Raw genomic sequence first — 19,297 nt, 5'->3', positions numbered from 1 at the left:
CTTGCGTTATTCCGCAGTGGTCGGGGTGAAGGGAACTGATAACAGAACCTAAAACGAGTAGATAAATGAGTGAAATGATTTACGGCATCCACGCGGTGCAGGCACTGCTGGAGCGCGCACCTGAGCGTTTTCAGGAAGTCTTTATTCTGAAAGGCCGTGAGGATAAGCGCCTTATGCCGCTGATCCATGCTCTGGAAGCACAGGGCGTAGTGATTCAGGTCGCCAGCCGCCAGTTTCTCGATGAGAAAAGCGAAGGCGCCGTTCATCAGGGAATTATTGCCCGCGTGAAGCCCGGACGTCAGTATCAGGAGAACGATCTGCCGGATCTGATCGCTTCTCTCGATCAGCCATTCTTTTTGATCCTCGACGGCGTGACCGATCCGCACAACCTCGGCGCCTGTTTGCGTAGCGCTGATGCTGCAGGAGTACATGCGGTGATTGTGCCCAAAGATCGCTCCGCGCAGCTGAATGCCACGGCGAAAAAAGTCGCCTGCGGCGCGGCGGAGAACGTTCCGCTCATTCGCGTCACCAACCTGGCACGCACCATGCGTCTGCTGCAGGAAGAGAACGTCTGGATCGTCGGTACCGCGGGTGAAGCCGACCATACGCTGTTCCAGAGCAAGATGACCGGTTCGCTGGCGCTGGTGATGGGCGCGGAAGGTGAAGGCATGCGACGCCTGACCCGCGAGCACTGCGACGAATTGATCAGCATTCCGATGGCCGGCAGCGTCTCGTCGCTGAACGTATCGGTCGCCACCGGGATTTGCCTGTTTGAAGCGGTGCGTCAGCGCAGCTAATCTCTTCTTCCTGTATAAGCCATTCTCCGGGATGGCTTATCTTCGTCTTGCCTGTTCATCTTCTCGTTCCGTCTGACGGGCGATTTCCAGACCTCTTTCCACATAGTTCAATAGCTGGCTTAAGGATAACGCCTCTCCTGGTTCATCTCCCGTTTGCTCGATGAATTTAAGCTGCGCGCCCCGATTTTTTAATATCTTGATGAGATTGAGAAAATTTCCAACAGGATTCTGCTCTTCAAGGATATCGTCGCAAATTTTGCTTTCATCAAATGAGGTAACGTAGCCCGAAGCGTTCAGGTTCTGCTTGATGGCGTTAATCGCCAGATGGGGTAGATGCCGACGGATAAGCGGAATATAGGTCAGTGCGTTTTCCCGATCTTCAATAATTAAATGAATCATGAAATTCCCTTTCAGATTGTGAGAGAACTTTATAACAGAGTTCTCTGACGGAAAGTGCGCCGTTGTCCATACTTATCGGCAGAGCCATTGAAGGAGGGAAACATCATGCACTGGCAAACTCATACCGTATTTAATCAACCCGCGCCGCTGTGTAACAGCAACTTATTCCTGTCCGATACCGCCCTGCGTGAAGCCGTTGTCCGCGAAGGCGCGGGCTGGGATGGCGATCTGCTGGCGAGTATTGGCCAACAGCTGGGGACGGCAGAATCGCTGGAGCTGGGGCGTCTGGCTAACGGTAATCCGCCGGAACTATTGCGCTATGATGCGACGGGATCGCGGCTTGACGATGTTCGTTTCCATCCCGCCTGGCATCTGCTGATGCAAGGATTATGCGCTAACCGGGTGCATAACCTTGCCTGGCAGGATGACGCTCGCGAAGGTGCCTTCATTGCCCGCGCTGCCCGCTTTATGCTGCATGCGCAGGTCGAGGCGGGAACCCTGTGCCCCGTCACGATGACCTTTGCCGCTATTCCATTGCTGCAGCGCTCCTTACCCGGGGCTTTTAGCGACTGGCTATCGCCGCTCCTAAGCGATCGCTACGATCCGCATCTGGCGCCGGGTAACCAGAAGCGAGGGCTGCTTATCGGAATGGGGATGACGGAAAAGCAGGGGGGATCCGATGTCCTGAGCAACACGACGCGTGCGGAAAAAACCGCCGAAGGCTTTTATCATCTTATCGGTCATAAATGGTTTTTCTCGGTACCGCAGAGCGATGCTCATCTGGTGCTGGCGCAGGCGCCGGCGGGACTCTCCTGCTTTTTTGTCCCGCGTCTGCTGCCGGACGGTCAGCGTAACGGCGTACGCCTGGAAAGGCTGAAAGATAAATTAGGTAACCGCGCGAACGCCAGTGGCGAGGTTGAGTTTTACAATGCTTGCGGCTGGCCGATCGGGGAAGAGGGCGATGGCATCCGTCAGATTCTTAAGATGGGGGGCCTGACCCGATTTGACTGCGCGCTGGGCAGCCATGCGCTGATGCGCCGGGCTTATTCAGTCGCCCTGTATCATGCTCTGCAGCGCCAGGCATTTGGCAAAAATCTGGTCGATCAACCGATGATGCGTCAGGTTCTGGGGCAAATGGCGCTGCGGCTGGAAGGGCAAACCGCCTTTCTGTTCCGCCTGGCGCGCGCCTGGGACAGACGCGGTGATGCGCAGGAAGCGCTATGGGCAAGGCTTTTCACGCCCGCGGCAAAATTTGCGGTCTGCAAATCCGGGATCGCCTTCGTCGCTGAAGCGATGGAGGTGCTGGGGGGATCGGGCTATTGCGAAGAGAGTGAACTACCGCGTTTGTACCGCGAAATGCCGGTAAACAGTATCTGGGAAGGTTCCGCTAATATTATGTGCCTGGACGTGATGCGTGTACTGATGAAGCAGCCTGCGGCGCTTGAACTACTGGCGGCGGAGTGCGCGGAAGTGAAAGGGCAAAACCGTCATTTCGATCGCGCATGGCGGCAGTTGCAGCAATGGTTGCGGCGACCTGTGGAAGCGCAGGGGCGGGAAATTACCCGGCTGGTCTATAGGCTGGGCGCTGGCGCGCAGGTATTACGCGTTGCTTCACCGCCGTTGGCGGAAGTCTGGTGCCGTATGATGCTCGACACGCGCGGCGGCATGCGTCTGGACGAGCAGACGCTGGACGACTTGCTGCTACGGGCAATGGGGCGTGGACGTCAGGCGCCTCAGGCATAGAGAATGGCCTGTACCCGCCAGTTATCCGGCTGCTGCTCTTCGTACATCTGGACGATGCGATACCAGGACGCGCCCTGCTCATCGGCCTGCAAGGCGATAGCATGTTCAACGTCCTGCTGGCTGCCGGAAATATTGTTAACGCAAATCAGGCCAATTTCGTTCAGGCCAGTCACGCAGTCAGCGCTGGCAAACTCCGCTGACTGCGCGGAGGTATTGGCCGTGACGGTGGTCAACATCAGGCTGGGTAGGGAAAAATTTCGTTTCATCGTCAGCTCCATTTCACATAGTCCTGAGGGCAGTCCGTTGCTAACGTTCTGCCAGGTTACAGCTGGCCGAACGTTATTATGCACAGGAGAACGTGAATGGGCGCAAAGCAGTGTAAAGCTCGCTTAAAGATTGACCGCTATTTACGGTACAAAATCGCCTGCGAATACCACTGGCCGGGAACCATGGTGTCATCAATCATAATGATGACGTAGTAATCCGCCTTAGCTGCTTCAGCTTTGACTTTTAGCGCAGCCTCGACATCCATCGGTGAGCCGTACTTTAAGACACTCACCGTGCCCATCTTCTGCAAGCCCATCGTCTGATTACGTTGGATCTCTTGCGGATGGTCGGTTGCTGGCGGCGGCGCTTCTGGCGTCCCTTGTAGCGCACTACAGCCGCTTAAAGCGATAGCCAATAGCCAGGGTATAAACCTACGCATAGCCATATCTCGTTTCCTGATAGTCATAGTGTAGTGGTAGCCTGAATCTCATTTCTGGGGAATGTTCCCAAATTGTTATCCGGTACGCGATTTTCGAATGAAAATATCGTGAAAGCGTAATCTGGTTCTCAAGATTATGAATCATGTGCGAACAAGAGACTCGAGTAATAACATAGCACCACACCACTATAGAGAAAGGAGACGGTAAATGATTGCACTAGAAATGCGTAACCTTGCGGGTGGGGAAGTTCTCCATGCGTGCCCGCACGGCGCTGCGGATTCACCGCTGCCTTGCATCGTCTTTTATCATGGATTTACCTCTTCTAAGCTAGTCTACAGCTACTTTGCCGTTGCTCTGGCAGAGGCCGGGTTTCGGGTCATTATGCCCGATGCGGCGGAACACGGTGCGCGCTATCAGGGAGATGAACAAGGGCGGATGCAGCGCTTCTGGCCGATCCTGATGCAAAATTTTGCTGAATTTCCGGCATTACAGGAGGCGATTCGCGCGCAGGGATGGCTTGCTGATGACAGGCTGGCGGTTGCCGGAGCATCGATGGGCGGAATGACGGCGCTGGGGATAATGACCCATCATCCAGAGCTGAAAAGCGTTGCCTGCCTGATGGGGTCTGGCTATTTCAGTACGCTCTCGCAGAGGCTTTTCCCTTCGCCTTCATTTGATGCAGCACAGCTGGCGGATTGGGACGTCAGCCAGCAGCTGGCGACGCTTGCCAGTCGGCCGCTGCTGCTCTGGCACGGCGATGAAGATGATGTGGTGCCTCCGGAAGAGACTTTCCGTCTGCAGCAGGCGCTGCGGCAACATGAAATGACCGATAAGTTAACCTGCCTCTGGCAGAAGGGCGTCCGTCACCGCATTACGCCAGAGGCGTTAGCAGCGACGGTGGCGTTTTTTCAACGCCATCTTTAAACGCGAATCACCTGAACGCCCTGATCCTCAAGCTGCTTGAGGATCGCTTCATCCGCCTGTTTTCCGGTAATCACCAGGTCGATTTGCCCGGCCTGGCTAAACAGCATTCCGGCGCGTTCGCCAACTTTACTGCTGTCGACCAGTACCGCGAGTTTACCGACGACGTTAAGCATTTTTTGCTCCGCCATCGCTGTCAGCATATCGGTTTTATATAGCCCTTCGGCGGTGAGACCTTTCCCGCTGGTAAACATCCAGTGCCCGGCGTACAGGCTGTTTTCGCTGCCCTGCGGGCTCAGGGTGATGGAGTGGCTGCGGTTATACTGTCCGCCCATAATGATGACGCTGTCGTGTTCCTGATCGATCAGGTAATTGGCCAGCGGCAAATAGTTCGTGATGATCTGTACCGGTTTTCCGCACAGCTCTTGCCCAAGCAGGAAGGCGGTAGAGCCGCAGTTGATAACAATACTTTCGCCGGGGTTGACCAGTTGCGAAGCCGCACGTGCAATCCGCACTTTCTCGTCGTGGTTTTGCGCCTGGTGAATATTCATTGGTGACCAGCGCGGGCGCTGCTCGCTGATGGCTTCCGCGCCGTTGCGGACTTTTTTTAGTTTGCCGCTGTCGTCGAGCTTATTGATATCGCGCCGTGCCGTCGCCGGAGAAATTCCCAGTCGGGAAATCACCTGCTCCACGGTGACAAATCCCGTTTGTGCCAGCAAATCCAGTAAAATTTGATGTCTTTGCGCTTCCGTCATGAGCAAATCCGATTAAAAGTGATAAGCAAAGATGATATTTGAAATCAGGTGAAAATACTAATGCTGACGGGGATAATTTCCGGCGGGGGCTCCCGCCGGAGATGCCTTAGAGGAAGGACTTAAAGGGGAGGTCCGGTTCCATGGTGAAGCAATCGTCGAATCCGCGAGGATAGTGGTATTCAAAGTTGTCTTTATCCAGCGGCCAGGTGAACTTCCCGCCGACCTGCCAGATAAATGGCTTAAAGCCATACTTCAGGCGGTCTTTTTTCATTTCCCACAGAACGCGGATCTCCTGCGGATCGGCCTGGAAATTTGACCAGATATCGTGATGGAAAGGGATCACCACTTTGGTATTCAGCGACTCGGCCATGCGCAGGATATCGGCGCTGGTCATTTTGTCGGTAATGCCGCGCGGGTTCTCGCCATAGGAGCCCAGAGCCACGTCGATTTGGTGCTCATTCCCGTGCTTCGCGTAGTAGTTAGAGTAGTGAGAATCGCCGCTGTGGTACAGGTTGCCGCCCGGCGTTTTAAACAAGTAGTTCACCGCGCGCTGATCCATCCCATCCGGCAGCACGCCCGCGGCTTTTTGTTCTGCGGGTAAGGTGATCAGGGCGGTACGGTCAAAGGCGTCGAGCGCGTGGATTTCAATATCTTTGATTTTAACCACATCACCCGGTTTCATCACTATGCAGCGTTCTTTCGGAATGCCCCAGCCCATCCACAGATCGACGCAGGTTTGCGGGCCGATAAACGGTACGTCTTCGGCGCAGTTCTGCATGACCGCGGCGGCTACGTTCACATCAATATGATCGTTATGATCGTGGGTAGACAGCACGGCGTCGATCTGGCGAATGGCGAACGGATCGAGGACAAACGGAGTGGTCCGCAGGTTTGGCTGGAGCTTCTTCACACCCGCCATGCGCTGCATCTGGTGGCCCGTTTTCATCAGCGGGTTGCCGTGGCTTTGCTTGCCGGTGCCGCACCAGAAGTCGACGCAGATATTGGCTCCGCCTTCGGATTTTAGCCAGATGCCCGTACAACCCAACCACCACATGGCAAAGGTGCCCGGCGCCACCTGCTCTTGCTCAATCTCTTCGTTCAGCCAGCTGCCCCATTCCGGAAAAGTGTTCAGGATCCATGATTCGCGGGTGATGGTTTGCACTTTACTCATTTATTTTCCCCTCACATATTATCAAAAGTAATCACATTGTGATTTGTTTTGAAGAATACTGGCATCGTTTGTTCAGGATTGCAATCCTGAATTTTGCCTGTTCTGGGGGCAATCCTAAGGGGTAAACGGAGGTTAAGACATATTTTATGATATAGGTGGAATTATATTTTATTGATTTTAATGTGTTATTTTTTATTTTATGAAAATGAGAATTAATACGATAGCGGATTGTGTGATTATTTGCGGCTTGCGTCACATTTAATCAAATATAATCTTGTTGTGATTATTTTTGATTATTAGAGTGATCCCAACAACAAACCCTGAGCGTAGCGTGCGTTCAGAGCGTCCACCTTCTGGAGTGTGTTATGGAGATTCTCTACCACATCTTTACCGTGTTCTTTAACCAGGTAATGACTAACGCCCCGCTACTGCTGGGGATTGTGACCTGCCTGGGCTATATCCTGCTGCGTAAAAGCGCCAGCGTTATTGTTAAAGGGACGATTAAAACCATTATCGGTTTTATGCTGTTGCAGGCCGGCTCCGGCATTCTGACCAGCACCTTTAAGCCGGTAGTGGCGAAAATGTCTGAGGTTTATGGCATTAACGGGGCTATCTCCGATACCTACGCATCAATGATGGCCACGATCGAACGCATGGGAGACGCCTACAGCTGGGTGGGCTATGCCGTGCTGTTAGCTCTGGCGTTGAATATTTGTTACGTCCTGCTGCGGCGTATTACCGGTATTCGCACCATCATGCTGACCGGGCACATCATGTTCCAGCAGGCTGGGTTGATTGCCGTCTCTTTTTACATCTTCGGCTACCCGATGTGGACGACCATCATCTGTACGGCGGTGCTGGTATCGCTCTATTGGGGCATTACCTCGAACATGATGTACAAGCCGACCCAGGAAGTGACCGACGGCTGCGGCTTCTCCATCGGTCACCAGCAACAGTTCGCTTCATGGATTGCTTACAAGGTCGCTCCGTATCTGGGTAAAAAAGAGGAGAGCGTTGAAGATCTTAAGCTGCCGGGCTGGCTGAACATCTTTCACGACAACATCGTCTCCACGGCCATTGTGATGACCATTTTCTTCGGCGCGATCCTGCTCTCCTTCGGCATCGATACCGTACAGGCGATGGCGGGCAATACCCACTGGACGGTCTATATCCTGCAAACGGGCTTCTCGTTCGCCGTGGCTATTTTCATTATCACCCAGGGCGTGCGCATGTTCGTCGCCGAGCTCTCCGAGGCGTTTAACGGCATCTCACAGCGCCTGATTCCCGGGGCCGTACTGGCCATTGACTGTGCGGCGATCTATAGCTTTGCGCCAAACGCCGTCGTCTGGGGCTTTATGTGGGGCACCATCGGCCAGCTGATCGCCGTCGGTATTCTGGTGGGCGTCGGCTCTTCCATTCTGATTATTCCGGGCTTTATCCCGATGTTCTTCTCGAACGCCACCATCGGCGTCTTTGCTAACCACTTTGGCGGCTGGCGCGCGGCGCTCAAGATTTGCCTGGTGATGGGAATGATTGAAATCTTTGGCTGCGTCTGGGCGGTGAAGCTGACCGGCATGAGCGCCTGGATGGGCATGGCGGACTGGTCAATTCTGGCGCCGCCGATGATGCAGGGCTTCGCCTCCATCGGTATCGCGTTTATGGCCGTCATCATCATTATTGCACTGGCTTATATGTTCTTCGCAGGGCGCACGCTGCGTGCTGAAGAGGACGCGGAAAAACAACTGGCAGATGCTTCTGCTCAATAAGGAGTTTTGACTATGACCGTACGTATTCTGGCTGTATGTGGCAACGGGCAAGGAAGTTCCATGATCATGAAGATGAAGGTGGACCAGTTTTTGACCCAGTCAAATATCGATCACACGGTGAACAGCTGCGCGGTGGGGGAATATAAAAGCGAACTAAACGGCGCGGACATTATCATCGCCTCCACCCATATCGCCGGTGAGATTAGCGTCTCCGGCAATAAATACGTGGTTGGCGTACGCAACATGCTCTCGCCAGCGGATTTTGGCCCAAAACTGCTGGAAGTGATCAAAGCGCACTTTCCGCAGGATGTGAAGTAAGGACGCCAAATGAAATTACGTGATTCGCTGGTGGAGAATAACTCCATCCTTTTACAGGCTGATGCCAGCACCTGGCAGGAAGCCGTCAAGCTGAGCGTTGATTTGCTGGTGAAAGCCGATGTGGTAGAGCCGCGCTACTACCAGGCCATTCTGGATGGCGTAGCTCAGCACGGCCCTTATTTTGTGATAGCTCCCGGCCTGGCGATGCCGCACGGTCGCCCGGAAGAGGGGGTCAAGAAAACTGGCTTTGCGCTGGTCACGCTGAAAACGCCGCTGGTTTTCAATCATGAGGATAACGACCCGGTCGACATCCTGATCACCATGGCGGCCGTGGATGCCAATACCCATCAGGAAGTGGGCATTATGCAGATCGTCAATCTGTTTGAAGACGAAGCCAATTTTGACCGTTTACGCGCCTGCCGCACCGCGCAGCAAGTGCTGGATTTAATTGATAACGCCACGGCGGCGGCCGTTTAAAAGGAAGAGAAAATGTCATTACCTATGTTGCAGGTTGCGCTCGATAATCAATCCATGTCTTCCGCGTATGAAACGACGCGCCTGATAGCCGATGAAGTGGATATTATTGAAGTCGGCACCATCCTTTGCGTGGCTGAAGGCGTTCGTGCCGTTCGCGACCTGAAGGCGCTCTATCCCAACAAAATCGTGCTGGCGGACGCTAAAATCGCCGATGCTGGTAAAATCCTCTCCCGCATGTGCTTTGAAGCCAACGCCGACTGGGTAACCGTGATCTGCTGTGCGGACATCAACACCACCAAAGGCGCGCTGGACGTGGCGAAAGAGTTCAACGGCGACGTTCAGATTGAACTGACCGGCTACTGGACCTGGGAGCAGGCGCAGGAGTGGCGCGAAGCGGGTATCCAGCAGGTAGTCTATCACCGTAGCCGCGACGCCCAGGCGGCCGGGGTGGCATGGGGCGAGGCGGATATTAACGCTATCAAACGCCTGTCCGATATGGGCTTTAAAGTCACCGTCACCGGCGGCCTGGCGCTGGAGGATTTGCCGCTGTTCCAGGGAATTCCGATCCACGTCTTTATCGCCGGGCGCAGCATTCGCGACGCTGCTTCGCCGGTGGAAGCCGCCCGGCAGTTCAAACGTTCTATCGCCCAACTGTGGGGCTAAGGAGCGGCTATGCTGTCGAAACATATTCCGCTCGGCATCTATGAAAAAGCGCTCCCCGCCGGGGAGTGCTGGCTGGAACGCCTGCAGCTGGCTAAGGCGCTCGGTTTTGATTTCGTCGAAATGTCGGTCGATGAAACTGACGCCCGCCTGGCCCGACTCGACTGGAGCCGGGAGCAGCGCTTCGCGCTGGTTAACGCGATTGCCGAAACCGGGGTGCGCGTGCCCTCTATGTGCCTGAGCGCCCATCGGCGCTTCCCGCTCGGTAGCGAAGACGACGCGGTACGGGCGCAGGGGCTGGAGATTATGCGCAAAGCCATTCAGCTGGCGCAGGATGTAGGCATTCGCGTTATTCAGCTGGCGGGTTACGACGTTTACTACCAGGAGGCCAACAACGAGACGCGCCGTCGTTTCCGTGACGGGCTAAAAGAGAGCGTTGAAATGGCCAGCCGCGCGCAGGTAACGCTGGCGATGGAAATCATGGACTATCCGCTGATGAACTCGATCAGCAAGGCGCTGGGCTATGCTCATTACCTGAATAATCCGTGGTTCCAGCTCTATCCGGACATCGGCAACCTTTCCGCCTGGGATAACGACGTGCAGATGGAGCTGCAGGCCGGTATGGGGCATATCGTGGCGGTGCATATAAAAGATACGAAACCCGGCGTATTTAAAAACGTGCCGTTCGGCGAAGGCGTCGTCGATTTTGAACGTTGTTTCGAAACGCTCAAGCAGACGGGCTACTGCGGCCCGTATCTAATTGAAATGTGGAGCGAAACGACCGACGATCCGGCCGCCGAGGTCGCGAAAGCGCGCGATTGGGTGAAGGCGAGGATGGCCAGCGCCGGTCTGGTGGAGGCAGCATAATGCAAACGCTAAAACGGCAGGTATTTGAAGCCAATATGGATTTACCGCGCTACGGCCTGGTCACTTTTACCTGGGGTAACGTCAGCGCTATCGACCGCGAACGCGGGCTGGTGGCGATTAAGCCCAGCGGAGTCGCCTACGAGGCCATGAAAGCGGACGATATGGTGGTCGTGGATCTGGAGGGGAGAGTGGTAGACGGGCGGTATCGTCCCTCTTCCGATACCGCCACGCATCTGGCGCTGTATCGCCGCTACCCGAGTCTGGGGGGCGTGGTACATACTCATTCGACGCACGCAACGGCCTGGGCGCAGGCGGGTCTGGCCATTCCCGCGCTGGGAACGACCCATGCGGACTACTTCTTTGGCGATATCCCCTGCACCCGGGCGTTGAGCCCCCGGGAAGTGGAAGAGGCTTATGAGCTGAATACCGGCCACGTGATTATCGAAACGCTGGGCGATGTTGAGCCGCTGCATACGCCGGGCGTCGTGGTCTATCAGCACGGGCCTTTTGCCTGGGGCAAAGATGCGCACGATGCGGTGCACAACGCGGTGGTGATGGAAGAAGTGGCGCGGATGGCGTGGATAGCCCGCGCGATCAACCCGCAGCTGAAGCCCATCGATAGCTGGCTGATGGACAAACACTTCATGCGCAAGCACGGGCCAAACGCCTACTACGGGCAAAAGTGAAATACGTGCTCCGGAGCATTTCATCTTTATGATGAATCAACCGGTCTGCTCCGGAGCCTTTTTTAACGTTGTTGATAAGCCGACGGCATACAGCGCATACCTATCAGCGTCACGACGCAAATTATCGCGCCAGCATAAAACGTCGAGGCGGCGCCCAACATTTCCCACAGCACGCCTGCACCGGCGCTGGCCAGCAGTAGCGCGATTCCGCTCATCAGGTTGAACATTCCGAACGCAGTGCCGCGCAGTTCAGGCGGGGCGGTATGCGCCACCATTGCCGCCAGTAGACCCTGCGTCATGCCCATATGAATACCCCACAGCGCGACGCCGGCTAAAAGCGTGCTCCAGTGGCTACTCAGCGCCAGCACGATATCGGCGGCAATCAGCACCAGCAGGCCCCACTGCAGCATTTTGCTGTGGCTCATCCTGTCCGATAATTTCCCGAAAGGATAGGCAGTCAGGCTGTAGACCAGGTTCATGGCGACCATTACTAGCGGTATGGCGAATAGCGGGATCGCCATTTGCTGGGCGCGTAGCACCAGAAAGGCTTCGCTGAAGCGGGAGAGGGTGAAAATCGAGCCAATAGCCACCACCCACCAGTAAGCGGCGGAAAGCTTCTTGAGATTCTCGCGGCGCAGGGGATTGGTGCGTTTCTGGACGACCGATGTGTTGGGTTCTTTTAACCCAAAGCCCAACAGAGCGATTGAGAGGACGGCGGGAATCGCCGCGACCCAGAAAATCGACTGGAAATCGTTATCCCAGAGAAACATCAGCGCGACGGCAAGCAGCGGGCCCAGAAACGCGCCGATGGTGTCCAGCGCCTGGCGCAGTCCGTAGGCGGCCCCGCGAATTCCCGGGGGAGTGACGTCGGCAACCAGCGCATCCCGCGGCGCGCCGCGTATTCCTTTGCCGATGCGGTCGATCATTCGTGCGCTAAACACCATGCCGGAGGTAGGGGCGATAGCAAAAAGAGGCTTACTCAGCGCTCCCAGACCATAGCCGAGCAGCGCCAGCCCTTTACGTTTGCCGACATAATCGCTGATGACGCCGGAAAACACCTTCAGCATCAGCGCGGTGGCTTCCGCCACGCCTTCGATAATGCCGATAATAATCACGCTGGCTCCCAACGTGGTGGCCATAAATAAAGGGAGCAGGCTGTGGATCATTTCTGAGGAAACATCCATGAGCAAGCTAACGCCGCCCAGCACCCAAACCCCTTTTGGGATACGGCTGAGCGTGGCAAAACGCGGAACCATGAATCACTCCAGAGAATCATGTAGTTAAAGAGAGATTAAATCAGGTTACGCGCAGGCTGATAAGTCACGAGGAAAAATAATTCTCAATTGCATTAAGCAACGCTCTCTTCCGCGACGCGGCTGACGCCTTACAAACATCAGGTTCTGTGTTTTGTGTCGAATTGAGCAACGTCAGCGGGCCGGGCAGGAGCATCGCTGACTTCCTCTGTTATTGGATGAAGTCAGCGCTCCGGAGGCGTTAGCGGTAAATGACGGCGCTGGCGTGAATTTGCCCATCGCTTCCCGGTTCATGAATAAGGATTGGCTGGAAGTATTTCGCTCCCTGAACATCGCTCTGCTGGCTAAGCGCCTGGTCAGCTTCCTGCTCGGTGGCGATGTTATGGTTGATATAGATAACGCCGAGGCTCTGCACATCATCCATATTGCGGGCCTGGCGGGCATCGATTTTAATAGCAGCCAGCGCGTTGGCGCATAACAAAAGCGCTGCCATCATGGTTATGAGGATGTATTTCATCATCTACGCTCCTTATGACAGTCCTGACGTTCACCCGCTTCCCTGGGGTATGGATTGCTTCTGATCTAATTGTAATCGCTGCCTCTCTGGCGCATCGCGACCATTTCTGATGCAGTTGTTCAAAAAATTGTCGCTTCCGCTGTTGATTAATTTTAAATCACTGGCTTAGGGTCACTTTGCGCTTAGTGCGAATTATTTGCACAATTCACTTGTCTTAAACCCCGCTCGCCCGTATTATGACGCGTCAATTTTTCAGCCGCCCTTTAACACGTTCCTTGCCTCCATGGGCCGCGGCTGACCCAGACAGGAGGCTGAATAATCCGTAAGGAGCAATTCGATGCGTCATTACGAAATCGTTTTTATGGTCCATCCTGACCAGAGCGAACAGGTTCCGGGCATGATCGAACGTTACACTGGTGCAATCACTGCAGCAGAAGGTACGATCCACCGTCTGGAAGACTGGGGCCGCCGTCAGCTGGCTTATCCGATCAACAAACTGCACAAAGCTCACTACGTTCTGCTGAACGTTGAAGCGCCGCAGGAAGCGATCGATGAGCTGGAAACTAACTTCCGCTTCAACGACGCCGTTATCCGCAGCATGGTAATGCGTACTAAGCACGCTGTTACCGAAGCATCTCCGATGGTTAAAGCGAAAGACGAGCGCCGTGAGCGTCGCGAAGATTTCGCTAACGAAACCGCAGATGATTCTGAAGCTGGGGATTCTGAAGAGTAATCCTGATGACCAATCGTCTGGAGCTGTCCGGCATTGTTTGCAGGACTCCACTTCGTAAGGTCAGCCCGTCAGGAATTCCACACTGCCAGTTCGTGCTTGAGCATCGTTCAGTGCAGGAGGAAGCCGGTTTTCACCGGCAGGCGTGGTGCCAGATGCCCGTGATAATCAGCGGACACCAGAACCAGGCCATTACTCACAGTATAACGGTCGGTAGCGCAGTAATCGTTCGAGGGTTCATCTCTTGCCACAAGGCAAAGAACGGCTTGAGCAAAATGGTTCTGCATGCCGAGCAGATTGAATTGATAGATTCTGGAGACTAGCCATATGGCACGTTATTTCCGTCGTCGCAAGTTCTGCCGTTTCACCGCGGAAGGCGTTCAAGAGATCGACTATAAAGATATCGCTACGCTGAAAAACTACATCACCGAAAGCGGTAAGATTGTCCCGAGCCGTATCACCGGTACCCGTGCAAAATATCAGCGTCAGCTGGCTCGCGCTATCAAACGCGCTCGCTACCTGTCCCTGCTGCCGTACACTGATCGTCATCAGTAATCGGTCACGGTCCATTAATACGACTTTGAGAGGATAAGGTAATGCAAGTTATTCTGCTTGATAAAGTAGCAAACCTGGGTAGCCTGGGTGATCAGGTTAACGTTAAAGCGGGCTATGCTCGTAACTTCCTGGTACCACAGGGTAAAGCTGTTCCTGCTACCAAGAAAAACGTTGAATTCTTCGAAGCACGCCGTGCTGAACTGGAAGCCAAACTGGCAGAAGTTCTGAGCGCTGCTAACGCACGTGCTGAAGCAATCAACGCACTGGGCACCGTTACCATCGCGTCTAAATCTGGCGACGAAGGTAAACTGTTCGGTTCCATCGGTACTCGCGACATCGCTGACGCTGTAACTGCAGCTGGCGTTGCCGTTGCTAAGAGCGAAGTTCGTCTGCCGAACGGCGTTCTGCGCACCACCGGTGAGCACGAAGTGGACTTCCAGGTTCACAGCGAAGTCTTCGCTAAACTGGTTGTTAACGTTGTAGCTGAGTAATTTATTACTCAACTCACGTCGAGACGCCGGCCCTGTGCCGGCGTTTTGCTTTTCTGTATTTGCTTAATCTTTTCCTGGTATGGTGGCTATTCTTAGCAACTTTCTGGATAATAAAATAAAACACTATTTTATTTCTGGTAAAGTGAATGGACGCACCCTCAATATTTTCCCGCAAGAATGTGGCTTATGCCTGCGCAACCCTCTGCTGCCTGCTGTGGGGAAGCTCCTATCCGGCGATTAAAAGCGGCTATGAACTGTTTCAGATTGCCACTGATGATGTGCCGTCAAAAATCGTTTTTGCTGGCTATCGCTTCCTGTTTGCCGGAACCCTGCTGCTGCTCTTCGCGCTGGTGCAACGTAAGCCGATTGCCCGCTTAAATCCGCGTCAGTGCGGGCAGCTGGCGATACTGGGCGTTACGCAAACGTCTATCCAGTACGTTTTCTTCTACGTGGGCCTGGCGTTTACCACCGGCGTGAAGGGCTCGATTATGAACGCTACCGGAACCTTCTTCAGCGTCCTGTTGGCGCACTTCATCTATCAGAATGACAAGCTGAGCTATAACAAGGCCATCGGCTGCATTCTCGGTTTTGCCGGCGTCATGCTGGTGAACTTTAATCATTCATTGAGCGATTTTAGCTTTGTCTGGCAAGGAGATGGTTTTGTGGTGCTGGCGGCTTTTATTCTGTCGGCGGCGACGCTATATGGTAAACGCATTTCACAAACGGTTGACCCAACGGTGATGACCGGCTGGCAGCTGGCGTTTGGCGGTCTGGTGCTGGTTGGCGGCGGTTACCTGACCGGCGGAACCCTCGAGGTTCACAGCTCCGCAGCGGTGCTGGTTCTGGCTTATTTGACGCTGCTCTCCTCCATCGCTTTTGCTTTGTGGAGCGTGCTGCTGAAGCATAACCGCGTGAGCATGATTGCGCCGTTCAACTTTGTCATCCCGGTAGCCGGAACCGTGCTGTCGGCCATCTTCCTTGGCGAGAATATTTTTGAACCGAAATATGCGGTTGCGCTGGTGCTGGTGTGCGCCGGGATCTGGTGGGTAAATAAGCCGGGGGCAACATCCGGAAAAACTTCACAGCAGGCCGGGTAAGCTACCCGGCCGGAACGCTTAACGGACGCGAATAAAGCTACCGTTCGACTGGCGGGTAAACAGCACCTGCTGCCCGCCGCCGGTATCGATAGTCAGCCCGGTGACCACGCCGCTGGCATTCTGGCGGATCTGTACCGTCTGCCCGGTTTGCAGCGAGCTTAGCGGCTTACCGGCACCTTCAACCTGGGCCATGGCGTAAACGTCGGTCGGCGGCAGGTTGTGGTCGCGGAACAGCTGCGCGAGGGTTTTGCCGGATTCAATGCGGTAGGTCCGCCACTGCTGCTCAATGCCAGGAGTCGACTGCGGCTCCTGATAAGGCTGGGAAGCGGTCTGCTGCTGCGGCTGATCCAGCTGCTCATCCTGAATGGGCTCCGGCGCGACCGGCGCCACCTGATCGGCATCGTTGACCGGCGGCGTGTTGGTGATGGGCGGCAGTGGGACGGCCTGATTACCTGAAGACTGCGGCTGCGACTGAGATTGCAGGTCGAGATTCGCCTCGCGGCTGGCCTGAACTGAACTGCCGTTATCCTCTGAAGGGAGCAGAACGCCGATAACCACCAGCAGCGCTCCGGCAATAATACCGCGGCGGTGCATCGGCGGTAGCGGATCCATGAGGCGAAAATGATCCGGGGCATGCCAGATCTTCTCCAGGGTAGATTTCAGTTCAAAGCGCCCGGGCATGGCTTTCCTCCTGCTCCGCATATTTTTATCCTGCTGTCTCTAGAGTATAGATGGCTAACTTTCTGAAGGACGAGACAAAGATATGTTTCGTGAGGTTAACCTTATCTCTCTATTGTTTCTGTTTCCGTCAGATTTGTCATCATCCTGCCGACAAAGTTTTACCCGTCGTGCTGTGGCTGATATGCTGCCCACCTCTTTATACCCGTCATACTTCAGGTTGCAGATGCGTTGGCTGCAGCTCGAATTATTTAGGGTATATGTTCCGGCTTTTCTGCTTATGCTGCGTGAAGCCGTGGAATATGAAATTCTCACCCAAAAAAGGAACAAAGATGGCAACCCCTACTTTTGACACGATTGAAGCACAGGCAAGTTACGGTATCGGCTTGCAGGTTGGACAACAGCTGAGCGAATCTGGCCTGCAGGGGCTGCTGCCGGAAGCGCTGGTCGCGGGTATTGCTGACGCGCTGGAAGGTAAACAGCCGCAGGTGCCGGTGGAAGCCGTTCACCGCGCGCTGCGTGAAATTCACGAACGCGCTGACGCCGTGCGTCGCGAACGTTTCCAGGAAATGGCCGCGGATGGCGAGAAATACCTGGAAGAAAACCGCGAGCGCGAAGGCGTGAACAGCACCGAATCTGGCCTGCAGTTCCGCGTACTGACCCAGGGTGAAGGCCCGATCCCTGCGCGTACTGACCGCGTTCGCGTTCACTACACCGGCAAACTGATCGATGGCACCGTCTTCGATAGCTCCGTTGCGCGCGGCGAACCGGCTGAGTTCCCGGTGACCGGCGTGATCGGCGGCTGGATTGAAGCGCTGACCCTGATGCCGGTAGGCTCTAAATGGGAACTGACGATTCCGCACAACCTGGCCTACGGCGAGCGCGGCGCGGGCGCATCCATTCCTCCGTTCAGTACCCTGATTTTTGAAGTTGAACTGCTGGACATTATTTAAATAGCTGGTGCTTCCTCTTCCGTATGGGGGAGGGAGCCGCTTTAAATAGTGTAAAACCCTTAAGTTGAGCATTTGCTGGAGCTTTATATTGCATATCTGCTGAATGGGTGTATTTTTGTGAGCTGTTTCGCGTAACCGGAGTGATATAACACTCACTTTAAACATAAAATTAACATTATCTCTAAATCATAGTATTCATCCCTCCGATTCTTACCTAATATCGATAAACCCTCGTTCCGGGGTTAATACGAATGAAGGGCCAATAGAGCCCGAACAACACAGACAGGTACAACAGGAAAAATCACATGGTAGATCAGGTAAAAGTCGTTGCCGACGAACAGGCGCCGACTGAACAGTCGCTGCGGCGAAATCTCACTAACCGGCATATTCAGCTTATTGCTATCGGTGGTGCGATAGGCACCGGGCTGTTTATGGGGTCAGGCAAAACCATCAGCCTTGCCGGGCCGTCAATTATTTTTGTTTATATGATCATCGGTTTCATGCTGTTTTTCGTCATGCGCGCCATGGGTGAATTACTGCTGTCGAATCTCGAATACAAGTCATTCAGCGATTTTGCCGCCGACCTGCTGGGCCCCTGGGCAGGTTATTTCACCGGCTGGACCTACTGGTTCTGCTGGGTGGTGACCGGGATGGCGGACGTGGTGGCGATCACCGCCTACGCGCAGTTCTGGTTCCCGGGACTCTCCGACTGGGTCGCCTCGCTGGCGGTCATCCTGCTGCTGCTGGGTCTTAACCTCGCCACCGTGAAGATGTTCGGCGAGATGGAATTCTGGTTTGCGATGATCAAAATCGTCGCTATCGTGGCGCTGATCGTGGTCGGCCTGGTGATGGTGCTGATGCACTTCCAGTCACCGACCGGCGTGGAAGCCTCTTTCGCCCATCTGTGGAATGACGGCGGCTGGTTCCCGAAAGGCATCAGCGGATTCTTTGCCGGCTTCCAGATCGCCGTTTTCGCCTTCGTGGGCATCGAACTGGTGGGAACCACGGCGGCGGAAACGAAAGATCCTGAGAAATCCCTGCCGCGGGCGATTAACTCGATTCCCATTCGTATCATTATGTTCTACGTCTTTGCGCTGATCGTCATTATGTCGGTGACTCCGTGGAGCTCAGTCGTGCCGTCAAAGAGCCCGTTCGTTGAGCTGTTTGTGCTGGTCGGGCTGCCGGCGGCGGCGAGCCTGATCAACTTCGTGGTGCTGACCTCGGCGGCTTCTTCCGCTAACAGCGGCGTATTCTCTACCAGCCGTATGCTGTTTGGTCTGGCGCAGGACGGGCAGGCGCCGAAAATGTTCGCCAAGCTGTCGAAACGCGCGGTACCGGCGAAAGGCCTGACCTTCTCCTGTATGTGTCTGCTGGGCGGCGTGGTCATGCTGATGGTCAATCCAAGCGTCATTGCGGCGTTTACCATGATTACCACGGTGTCGGCGATCCTGTTTATGTTCGTCTGGACGATTATCCTGTGCTCGTATCTGGCCTATCGCAGGAAACGTCCGCAGCTGCATGAGCAGTCCAAATATAAGATGCCGCTGGGCAAACTGATGTGCTGGGTGTGCATGGCATTCTTCGTCTTTGTGCTGGTGCTGCTGACGCTGGAAGCCGATACCCGCGAAGCGCTGATGGTGACCCCGCTGTGGTTTGTACTGCTCGGCGCGGGCTGGCTGTTTGCCGGCAAGAAGCGTCTGGCGAAATAAAAAATCTTCGGGAGAGATGTTTAACGTTGCTTGCAACGGCCCGAAGG

Annotated in this window: 24 protein-coding genes; 16 read left to right on the top strand and 8 right to left on the bottom strand. The window is 54.8% G+C overall.

Features of this window, described 5'->3' with window-relative positions; genetic code table 11:
• Window positions 1–65: 65 nt before the first annotated feature.
• A complete protein-coding gene (rlmB, locus tag KO1_RS15610) occupies window positions 66–797 on the top strand; it encodes a 23S rRNA (guanosine(2251)-2'-O)-methyltransferase RlmB (RefSeq protein WP_004109129.1) in 732 nt (243 codons plus the stop codon).
• 36 nt (window positions 798–833) lie between these two features.
• Here rlmB and KO1_RS15605 read toward each other — a convergent pair whose 3' ends face one another.
• The gene (locus KO1_RS15605) at window positions 834–1,196 is read right to left on the bottom strand and encodes a hypothetical protein (protein WP_004109127.1); all 363 of its coding nucleotides are present in this window, start codon (window positions 1,194–1,196) and stop codon (window positions 834–836) included.
• Window positions 1,197–1,301: 105 nt separating this feature from the next.
• Between KO1_RS15605 and KO1_RS15600 the strand changes: the two genes are divergently transcribed.
• The gene (locus tag KO1_RS15600; protein WP_064407000.1) at window positions 1,302–2,939 is read left to right on the top strand and encodes an isovaleryl-CoA dehydrogenase; all 1,638 of its coding nucleotides are present in this window, start codon (window positions 1,302–1,304) and stop codon (window positions 2,937–2,939) included.
• On the opposite strand, the gene yjfN is transcribed toward KO1_RS15600, so the two are convergent.
• Complete coding sequence (yjfN, locus tag KO1_RS15595; RefSeq protein ID WP_026055994.1) at window positions 2,930–3,205, bottom strand: DUF1471 family protease activator YjfN; 276 nt, start codon at window positions 3,203–3,205, stop codon at window positions 2,930–2,932. The genes KO1_RS15600 and yjfN overlap by 10 nt on opposite strands.
• Before the next feature lie 137 nt (window positions 3,206–3,342).
• On the bottom strand, window positions 3,343–3,651 hold the full coding sequence (gene bsmA / locus KO1_RS15590; protein ID WP_004109119.1) for a biofilm peroxide resistance protein BsmA: 309 nt from the start codon (window positions 3,649–3,651) through the stop codon (window positions 3,343–3,345).
• Window positions 3,652–3,853: 202 nt separating this feature from the next.
• Between bsmA and yjfP the strand changes: the two genes are divergently transcribed.
• Entirely contained in the window at window positions 3,854–4,570 is a 717-nt protein-coding gene (yjfP, locus tag KO1_RS15585) for an esterase (protein WP_004109116.1), read from the top strand.
• On the opposite strand, the gene ulaR is transcribed toward yjfP, so the two are convergent.
• Together ulaR and ulaG are read right to left on the bottom strand one after the other, a co-directional pair.
• The gene (gene ulaR, locus KO1_RS15580) at window positions 4,567–5,322 is read right to left on the bottom strand and encodes an HTH-type transcriptional regulator UlaR (RefSeq protein ID WP_004109113.1); all 756 of its coding nucleotides are present in this window, start codon (window positions 5,320–5,322) and stop codon (window positions 4,567–4,569) included. The two genes, yjfP and ulaR, sit on opposite strands and share 4 nt — an antisense overlap.
• Before the next feature lie 106 nt (window positions 5,323–5,428).
• Entirely contained in the window at window positions 5,429–6,493 is a 1,065-nt protein-coding gene (gene ulaG / locus KO1_RS15575; RefSeq protein WP_064406999.1) for an L-ascorbate 6-phosphate lactonase, read from the bottom strand.
• A gap of 365 nt (window positions 6,494–6,858) precedes the next feature.
• Here ulaG and ulaA point away from each other — a divergent pair, with 365 nt between their 5' ends.
• Genes ulaA through KO1_RS15545 form a run of 6 tightly spaced genes read left to right on the top strand, consistent with a single transcriptional unit; the run spans window position 6,859 to window position 11,267 of the window.
• Window positions 6,859–8,259, top strand: coding sequence for a PTS ascorbate transporter subunit IIC (gene ulaA / locus KO1_RS15570; protein ID WP_004109094.1), 1,401 nt, complete (start codon window positions 6,859–6,861; stop codon window positions 8,257–8,259).
• A 12-nt stretch (window positions 8,260–8,271) separates the two neighbouring features.
• Window positions 8,272–8,577 carry a PTS ascorbate transporter subunit IIB gene (ulaB, locus tag KO1_RS15565; RefSeq protein ID WP_004109091.1) on the top strand — a complete coding sequence of 102 codons (306 nt, stop codon included), beginning with the start codon at window positions 8,272–8,274 and terminating at the stop codon, window positions 8,575–8,577.
• A gap of 9 nt (window positions 8,578–8,586) precedes the next feature.
• A complete protein-coding gene (gene ulaC, locus KO1_RS15560; RefSeq protein WP_004109090.1) occupies window positions 8,587–9,054 on the top strand; it encodes a PTS ascorbate transporter subunit IIA in 468 nt (155 codons plus the stop codon).
• A 12-nt stretch (window positions 9,055–9,066) separates the two neighbouring features.
• A complete protein-coding gene (gene ulaD, locus KO1_RS15555) occupies window positions 9,067–9,717 on the top strand; it encodes a 3-keto-L-gulonate-6-phosphate decarboxylase UlaD (protein ID WP_004109088.1) in 651 nt (216 codons plus the stop codon).
• A 9-nt stretch (window positions 9,718–9,726) separates the two neighbouring features.
• On the top strand, window positions 9,727–10,581 hold the full coding sequence (ulaE, locus tag KO1_RS15550) for an L-ribulose-5-phosphate 3-epimerase UlaE (protein WP_016809363.1): 855 nt from the start codon (window positions 9,727–9,729) through the stop codon (window positions 10,579–10,581).
• A complete protein-coding gene (locus KO1_RS15545) occupies window positions 10,581–11,267 on the top strand; it encodes an L-ribulose-5-phosphate 4-epimerase (protein WP_004109075.1) in 687 nt (228 codons plus the stop codon). Before ulaE ends, KO1_RS15545 begins: the two co-directional genes overlap by 1 nt.
• A 62-nt stretch (window positions 11,268–11,329) precedes the next feature.
• On the opposite strand, the gene KO1_RS15540 is transcribed toward KO1_RS15545, so the two are convergent.
• Both KO1_RS15540 and KO1_RS15535 read right to left on the bottom strand, forming a co-directional pair.
• Complete coding sequence (locus KO1_RS15540) at window positions 11,330–12,523, bottom strand: MFS transporter (RefSeq protein WP_064406998.1); 1,194 nt, start codon at window positions 12,521–12,523, stop codon at window positions 11,330–11,332.
• A gap of 238 nt (window positions 12,524–12,761) precedes the next feature.
• On the bottom strand, window positions 12,762–13,037 hold the full coding sequence (locus KO1_RS15535) for a YdgH/BhsA/McbA family protein (RefSeq protein ID WP_004109070.1): 276 nt from the start codon (window positions 13,035–13,037) through the stop codon (window positions 12,762–12,764).
• A gap of 337 nt (window positions 13,038–13,374) precedes the next feature.
• On the opposite strand from KO1_RS15535, the gene rpsF reads away from it, so the two are divergent.
• From rpsF to KO1_RS15510, 5 genes are all read left to right on the top strand, one after another.
• Complete coding sequence (gene rpsF / locus KO1_RS15530) at window positions 13,375–13,770, top strand: 30S ribosomal protein S6 (protein ID WP_004098001.1); 396 nt, start codon at window positions 13,375–13,377, stop codon at window positions 13,768–13,770.
• A 5-nt stretch (window positions 13,771–13,775) separates the two neighbouring features.
• Window positions 13,776–14,090 (top strand): primosomal replication protein N, encoded by a 315-nt coding sequence (priB, locus tag KO1_RS15525; RefSeq protein WP_004098002.1) that lies wholly within the window; start codon window positions 13,776–13,778, stop codon window positions 14,088–14,090.
• Window positions 14,091–14,094: 4 nt separating this feature from the next.
• Window positions 14,095–14,322, top strand: coding sequence for a 30S ribosomal protein S18 (gene rpsR, locus KO1_RS15520; protein WP_000135199.1), 228 nt, complete (start codon window positions 14,095–14,097; stop codon window positions 14,320–14,322).
• Between the two features lie 41 nt (window positions 14,323–14,363).
• Window positions 14,364–14,813: a 50S ribosomal protein L9 gene (rplI, locus tag KO1_RS15515; protein WP_004109068.1), complete on the top strand. Its 450-nt coding sequence runs from the start codon at window positions 14,364–14,366 to the stop codon at window positions 14,811–14,813.
• Window positions 14,814–14,959: 146 nt separating this feature from the next.
• Window positions 14,960–15,910: a DMT family transporter gene (locus KO1_RS15510; protein WP_032728786.1), complete on the top strand. Its 951-nt coding sequence runs from the start codon at window positions 14,960–14,962 to the stop codon at window positions 15,908–15,910.
• 18 nt (window positions 15,911–15,928) lie between these two features.
• Here KO1_RS15510 and KO1_RS15505 read toward each other — a convergent pair whose 3' ends face one another.
• Window positions 15,929–16,591, bottom strand: a complete 663-nt coding sequence (locus KO1_RS15505; protein WP_053064545.1) for a LysM-like peptidoglycan-binding domain-containing protein — start codon at window positions 16,589–16,591, stop codon at window positions 15,929–15,931.
• A 329-nt stretch (window positions 16,592–16,920) separates the two neighbouring features.
• Between KO1_RS15505 and bamJ the strand changes: the two genes are divergently transcribed.
• Together bamJ and cycA are read left to right on the top strand one after the other, a co-directional pair.
• Window positions 16,921–17,541: a BamJ family beta-barrel-assembly machinery protein gene (gene bamJ / locus KO1_RS15495; protein WP_004109064.1), complete on the top strand. Its 621-nt coding sequence runs from the start codon at window positions 16,921–16,923 to the stop codon at window positions 17,539–17,541.
• A 305-nt stretch (window positions 17,542–17,846) separates the two neighbouring features.
• Window positions 17,847–19,250: a D-serine/D-alanine/glycine transporter gene (gene cycA / locus KO1_RS15490; RefSeq protein WP_004109063.1), complete on the top strand. Its 1,404-nt coding sequence runs from the start codon at window positions 17,847–17,849 to the stop codon at window positions 19,248–19,250.
• Window positions 19,251–19,297 lie beyond the last annotated feature (47 nt).

Source organism: Klebsiella oxytoca NBRC 105695, from assembly GCF_001598695.1.
Classification (GTDB): domain Bacteria; phylum Pseudomonadota; class Gammaproteobacteria; order Enterobacterales; family Enterobacteriaceae; genus Klebsiella; species Klebsiella oxytoca.
Note: the sequence above shows the minus strand (reverse complement) of the source record. Positions and strands in the feature narration are given on the sequence as shown.

Bases quoted from the DNA above. Each gene is read 5' to 3' on its own strand.
- rlmB (WP_004109129.1), top strand. From the start codon at position 66: ATGAGTGAAATGATTTACGGCATCCACGCGGTGCAGGCACTGCTGGAG.
- KO1_RS15605 (WP_004109127.1), bottom strand. From the start codon at position 1,196: ATGATTCATTTAATTATTGAAGATCGGGAAAACGCACTGACCTATATT.
- KO1_RS15600 (WP_064407000.1), top strand. From the start codon at position 1,302: ATGCACTGGCAAACTCATACCGTATTTAATCAACCCGCGCCGCTGTGT.
- yjfN (WP_026055994.1), bottom strand. From the start codon at position 3,205: ATGAAACGAAATTTTTCCCTACCCAGCCTGATGTTGACCACCGTCACG.
- bsmA (WP_004109119.1), bottom strand. From the start codon at position 3,651: ATGGCTATGCGTAGGTTTATACCCTGGCTATTGGCTATCGCTTTAAGC.
- yjfP (WP_004109116.1), top strand. From the start codon at position 3,854: ATGATTGCACTAGAAATGCGTAACCTTGCGGGTGGGGAAGTTCTCCAT.
- ulaR (WP_004109113.1), bottom strand. From the start codon at position 5,322: ATGACGGAAGCGCAAAGACATCAAATTTTACTGGATTTGCTGGCACAA.
- ulaG (WP_064406999.1), bottom strand. From the start codon at position 6,493: ATGAGTAAAGTGCAAACCATCACCCGCGAATCATGGATCCTGAACACT.
- ulaA (WP_004109094.1), top strand. From the start codon at position 6,859: ATGGAGATTCTCTACCACATCTTTACCGTGTTCTTTAACCAGGTAATG.
- ulaB (WP_004109091.1), top strand. From the start codon at position 8,272: ATGACCGTACGTATTCTGGCTGTATGTGGCAACGGGCAAGGAAGTTCC.
- ulaC (WP_004109090.1), top strand. From the start codon at position 8,587: ATGAAATTACGTGATTCGCTGGTGGAGAATAACTCCATCCTTTTACAG.
- ulaD (WP_004109088.1), top strand. From the start codon at position 9,067: ATGTCATTACCTATGTTGCAGGTTGCGCTCGATAATCAATCCATGTCT.
- ulaE (WP_016809363.1), top strand. From the start codon at position 9,727: ATGCTGTCGAAACATATTCCGCTCGGCATCTATGAAAAAGCGCTCCCC.
- KO1_RS15545 (WP_004109075.1), top strand. From the start codon at position 10,581: ATGCAAACGCTAAAACGGCAGGTATTTGAAGCCAATATGGATTTACCG.
- KO1_RS15540 (WP_064406998.1), bottom strand. From the start codon at position 12,523: ATGGTTCCGCGTTTTGCCACGCTCAGCCGTATCCCAAAAGGGGTTTGG.
- KO1_RS15535 (WP_004109070.1), bottom strand. From the start codon at position 13,037: ATGAAATACATCCTCATAACCATGATGGCAGCGCTTTTGTTATGCGCC.
- rpsF (WP_004098001.1), top strand. From the start codon at position 13,375: ATGCGTCATTACGAAATCGTTTTTATGGTCCATCCTGACCAGAGCGAA.
- priB (WP_004098002.1), top strand. From the start codon at position 13,776: ATGACCAATCGTCTGGAGCTGTCCGGCATTGTTTGCAGGACTCCACTT.
- rpsR (WP_000135199.1), top strand. From the start codon at position 14,095: ATGGCACGTTATTTCCGTCGTCGCAAGTTCTGCCGTTTCACCGCGGAA.
- rplI (WP_004109068.1), top strand. From the start codon at position 14,364: ATGCAAGTTATTCTGCTTGATAAAGTAGCAAACCTGGGTAGCCTGGGT.
- KO1_RS15510 (WP_032728786.1), top strand. From the start codon at position 14,960: ATGGACGCACCCTCAATATTTTCCCGCAAGAATGTGGCTTATGCCTGC.
- KO1_RS15505 (WP_053064545.1), bottom strand. From the start codon at position 16,591: ATGCCCGGGCGCTTTGAACTGAAATCTACCCTGGAGAAGATCTGGCAT.
- bamJ (WP_004109064.1), top strand. From the start codon at position 16,921: ATGGCAACCCCTACTTTTGACACGATTGAAGCACAGGCAAGTTACGGT.
- cycA (WP_004109063.1), top strand. From the start codon at position 17,847: ATGGTAGATCAGGTAAAAGTCGTTGCCGACGAACAGGCGCCGACTGAA.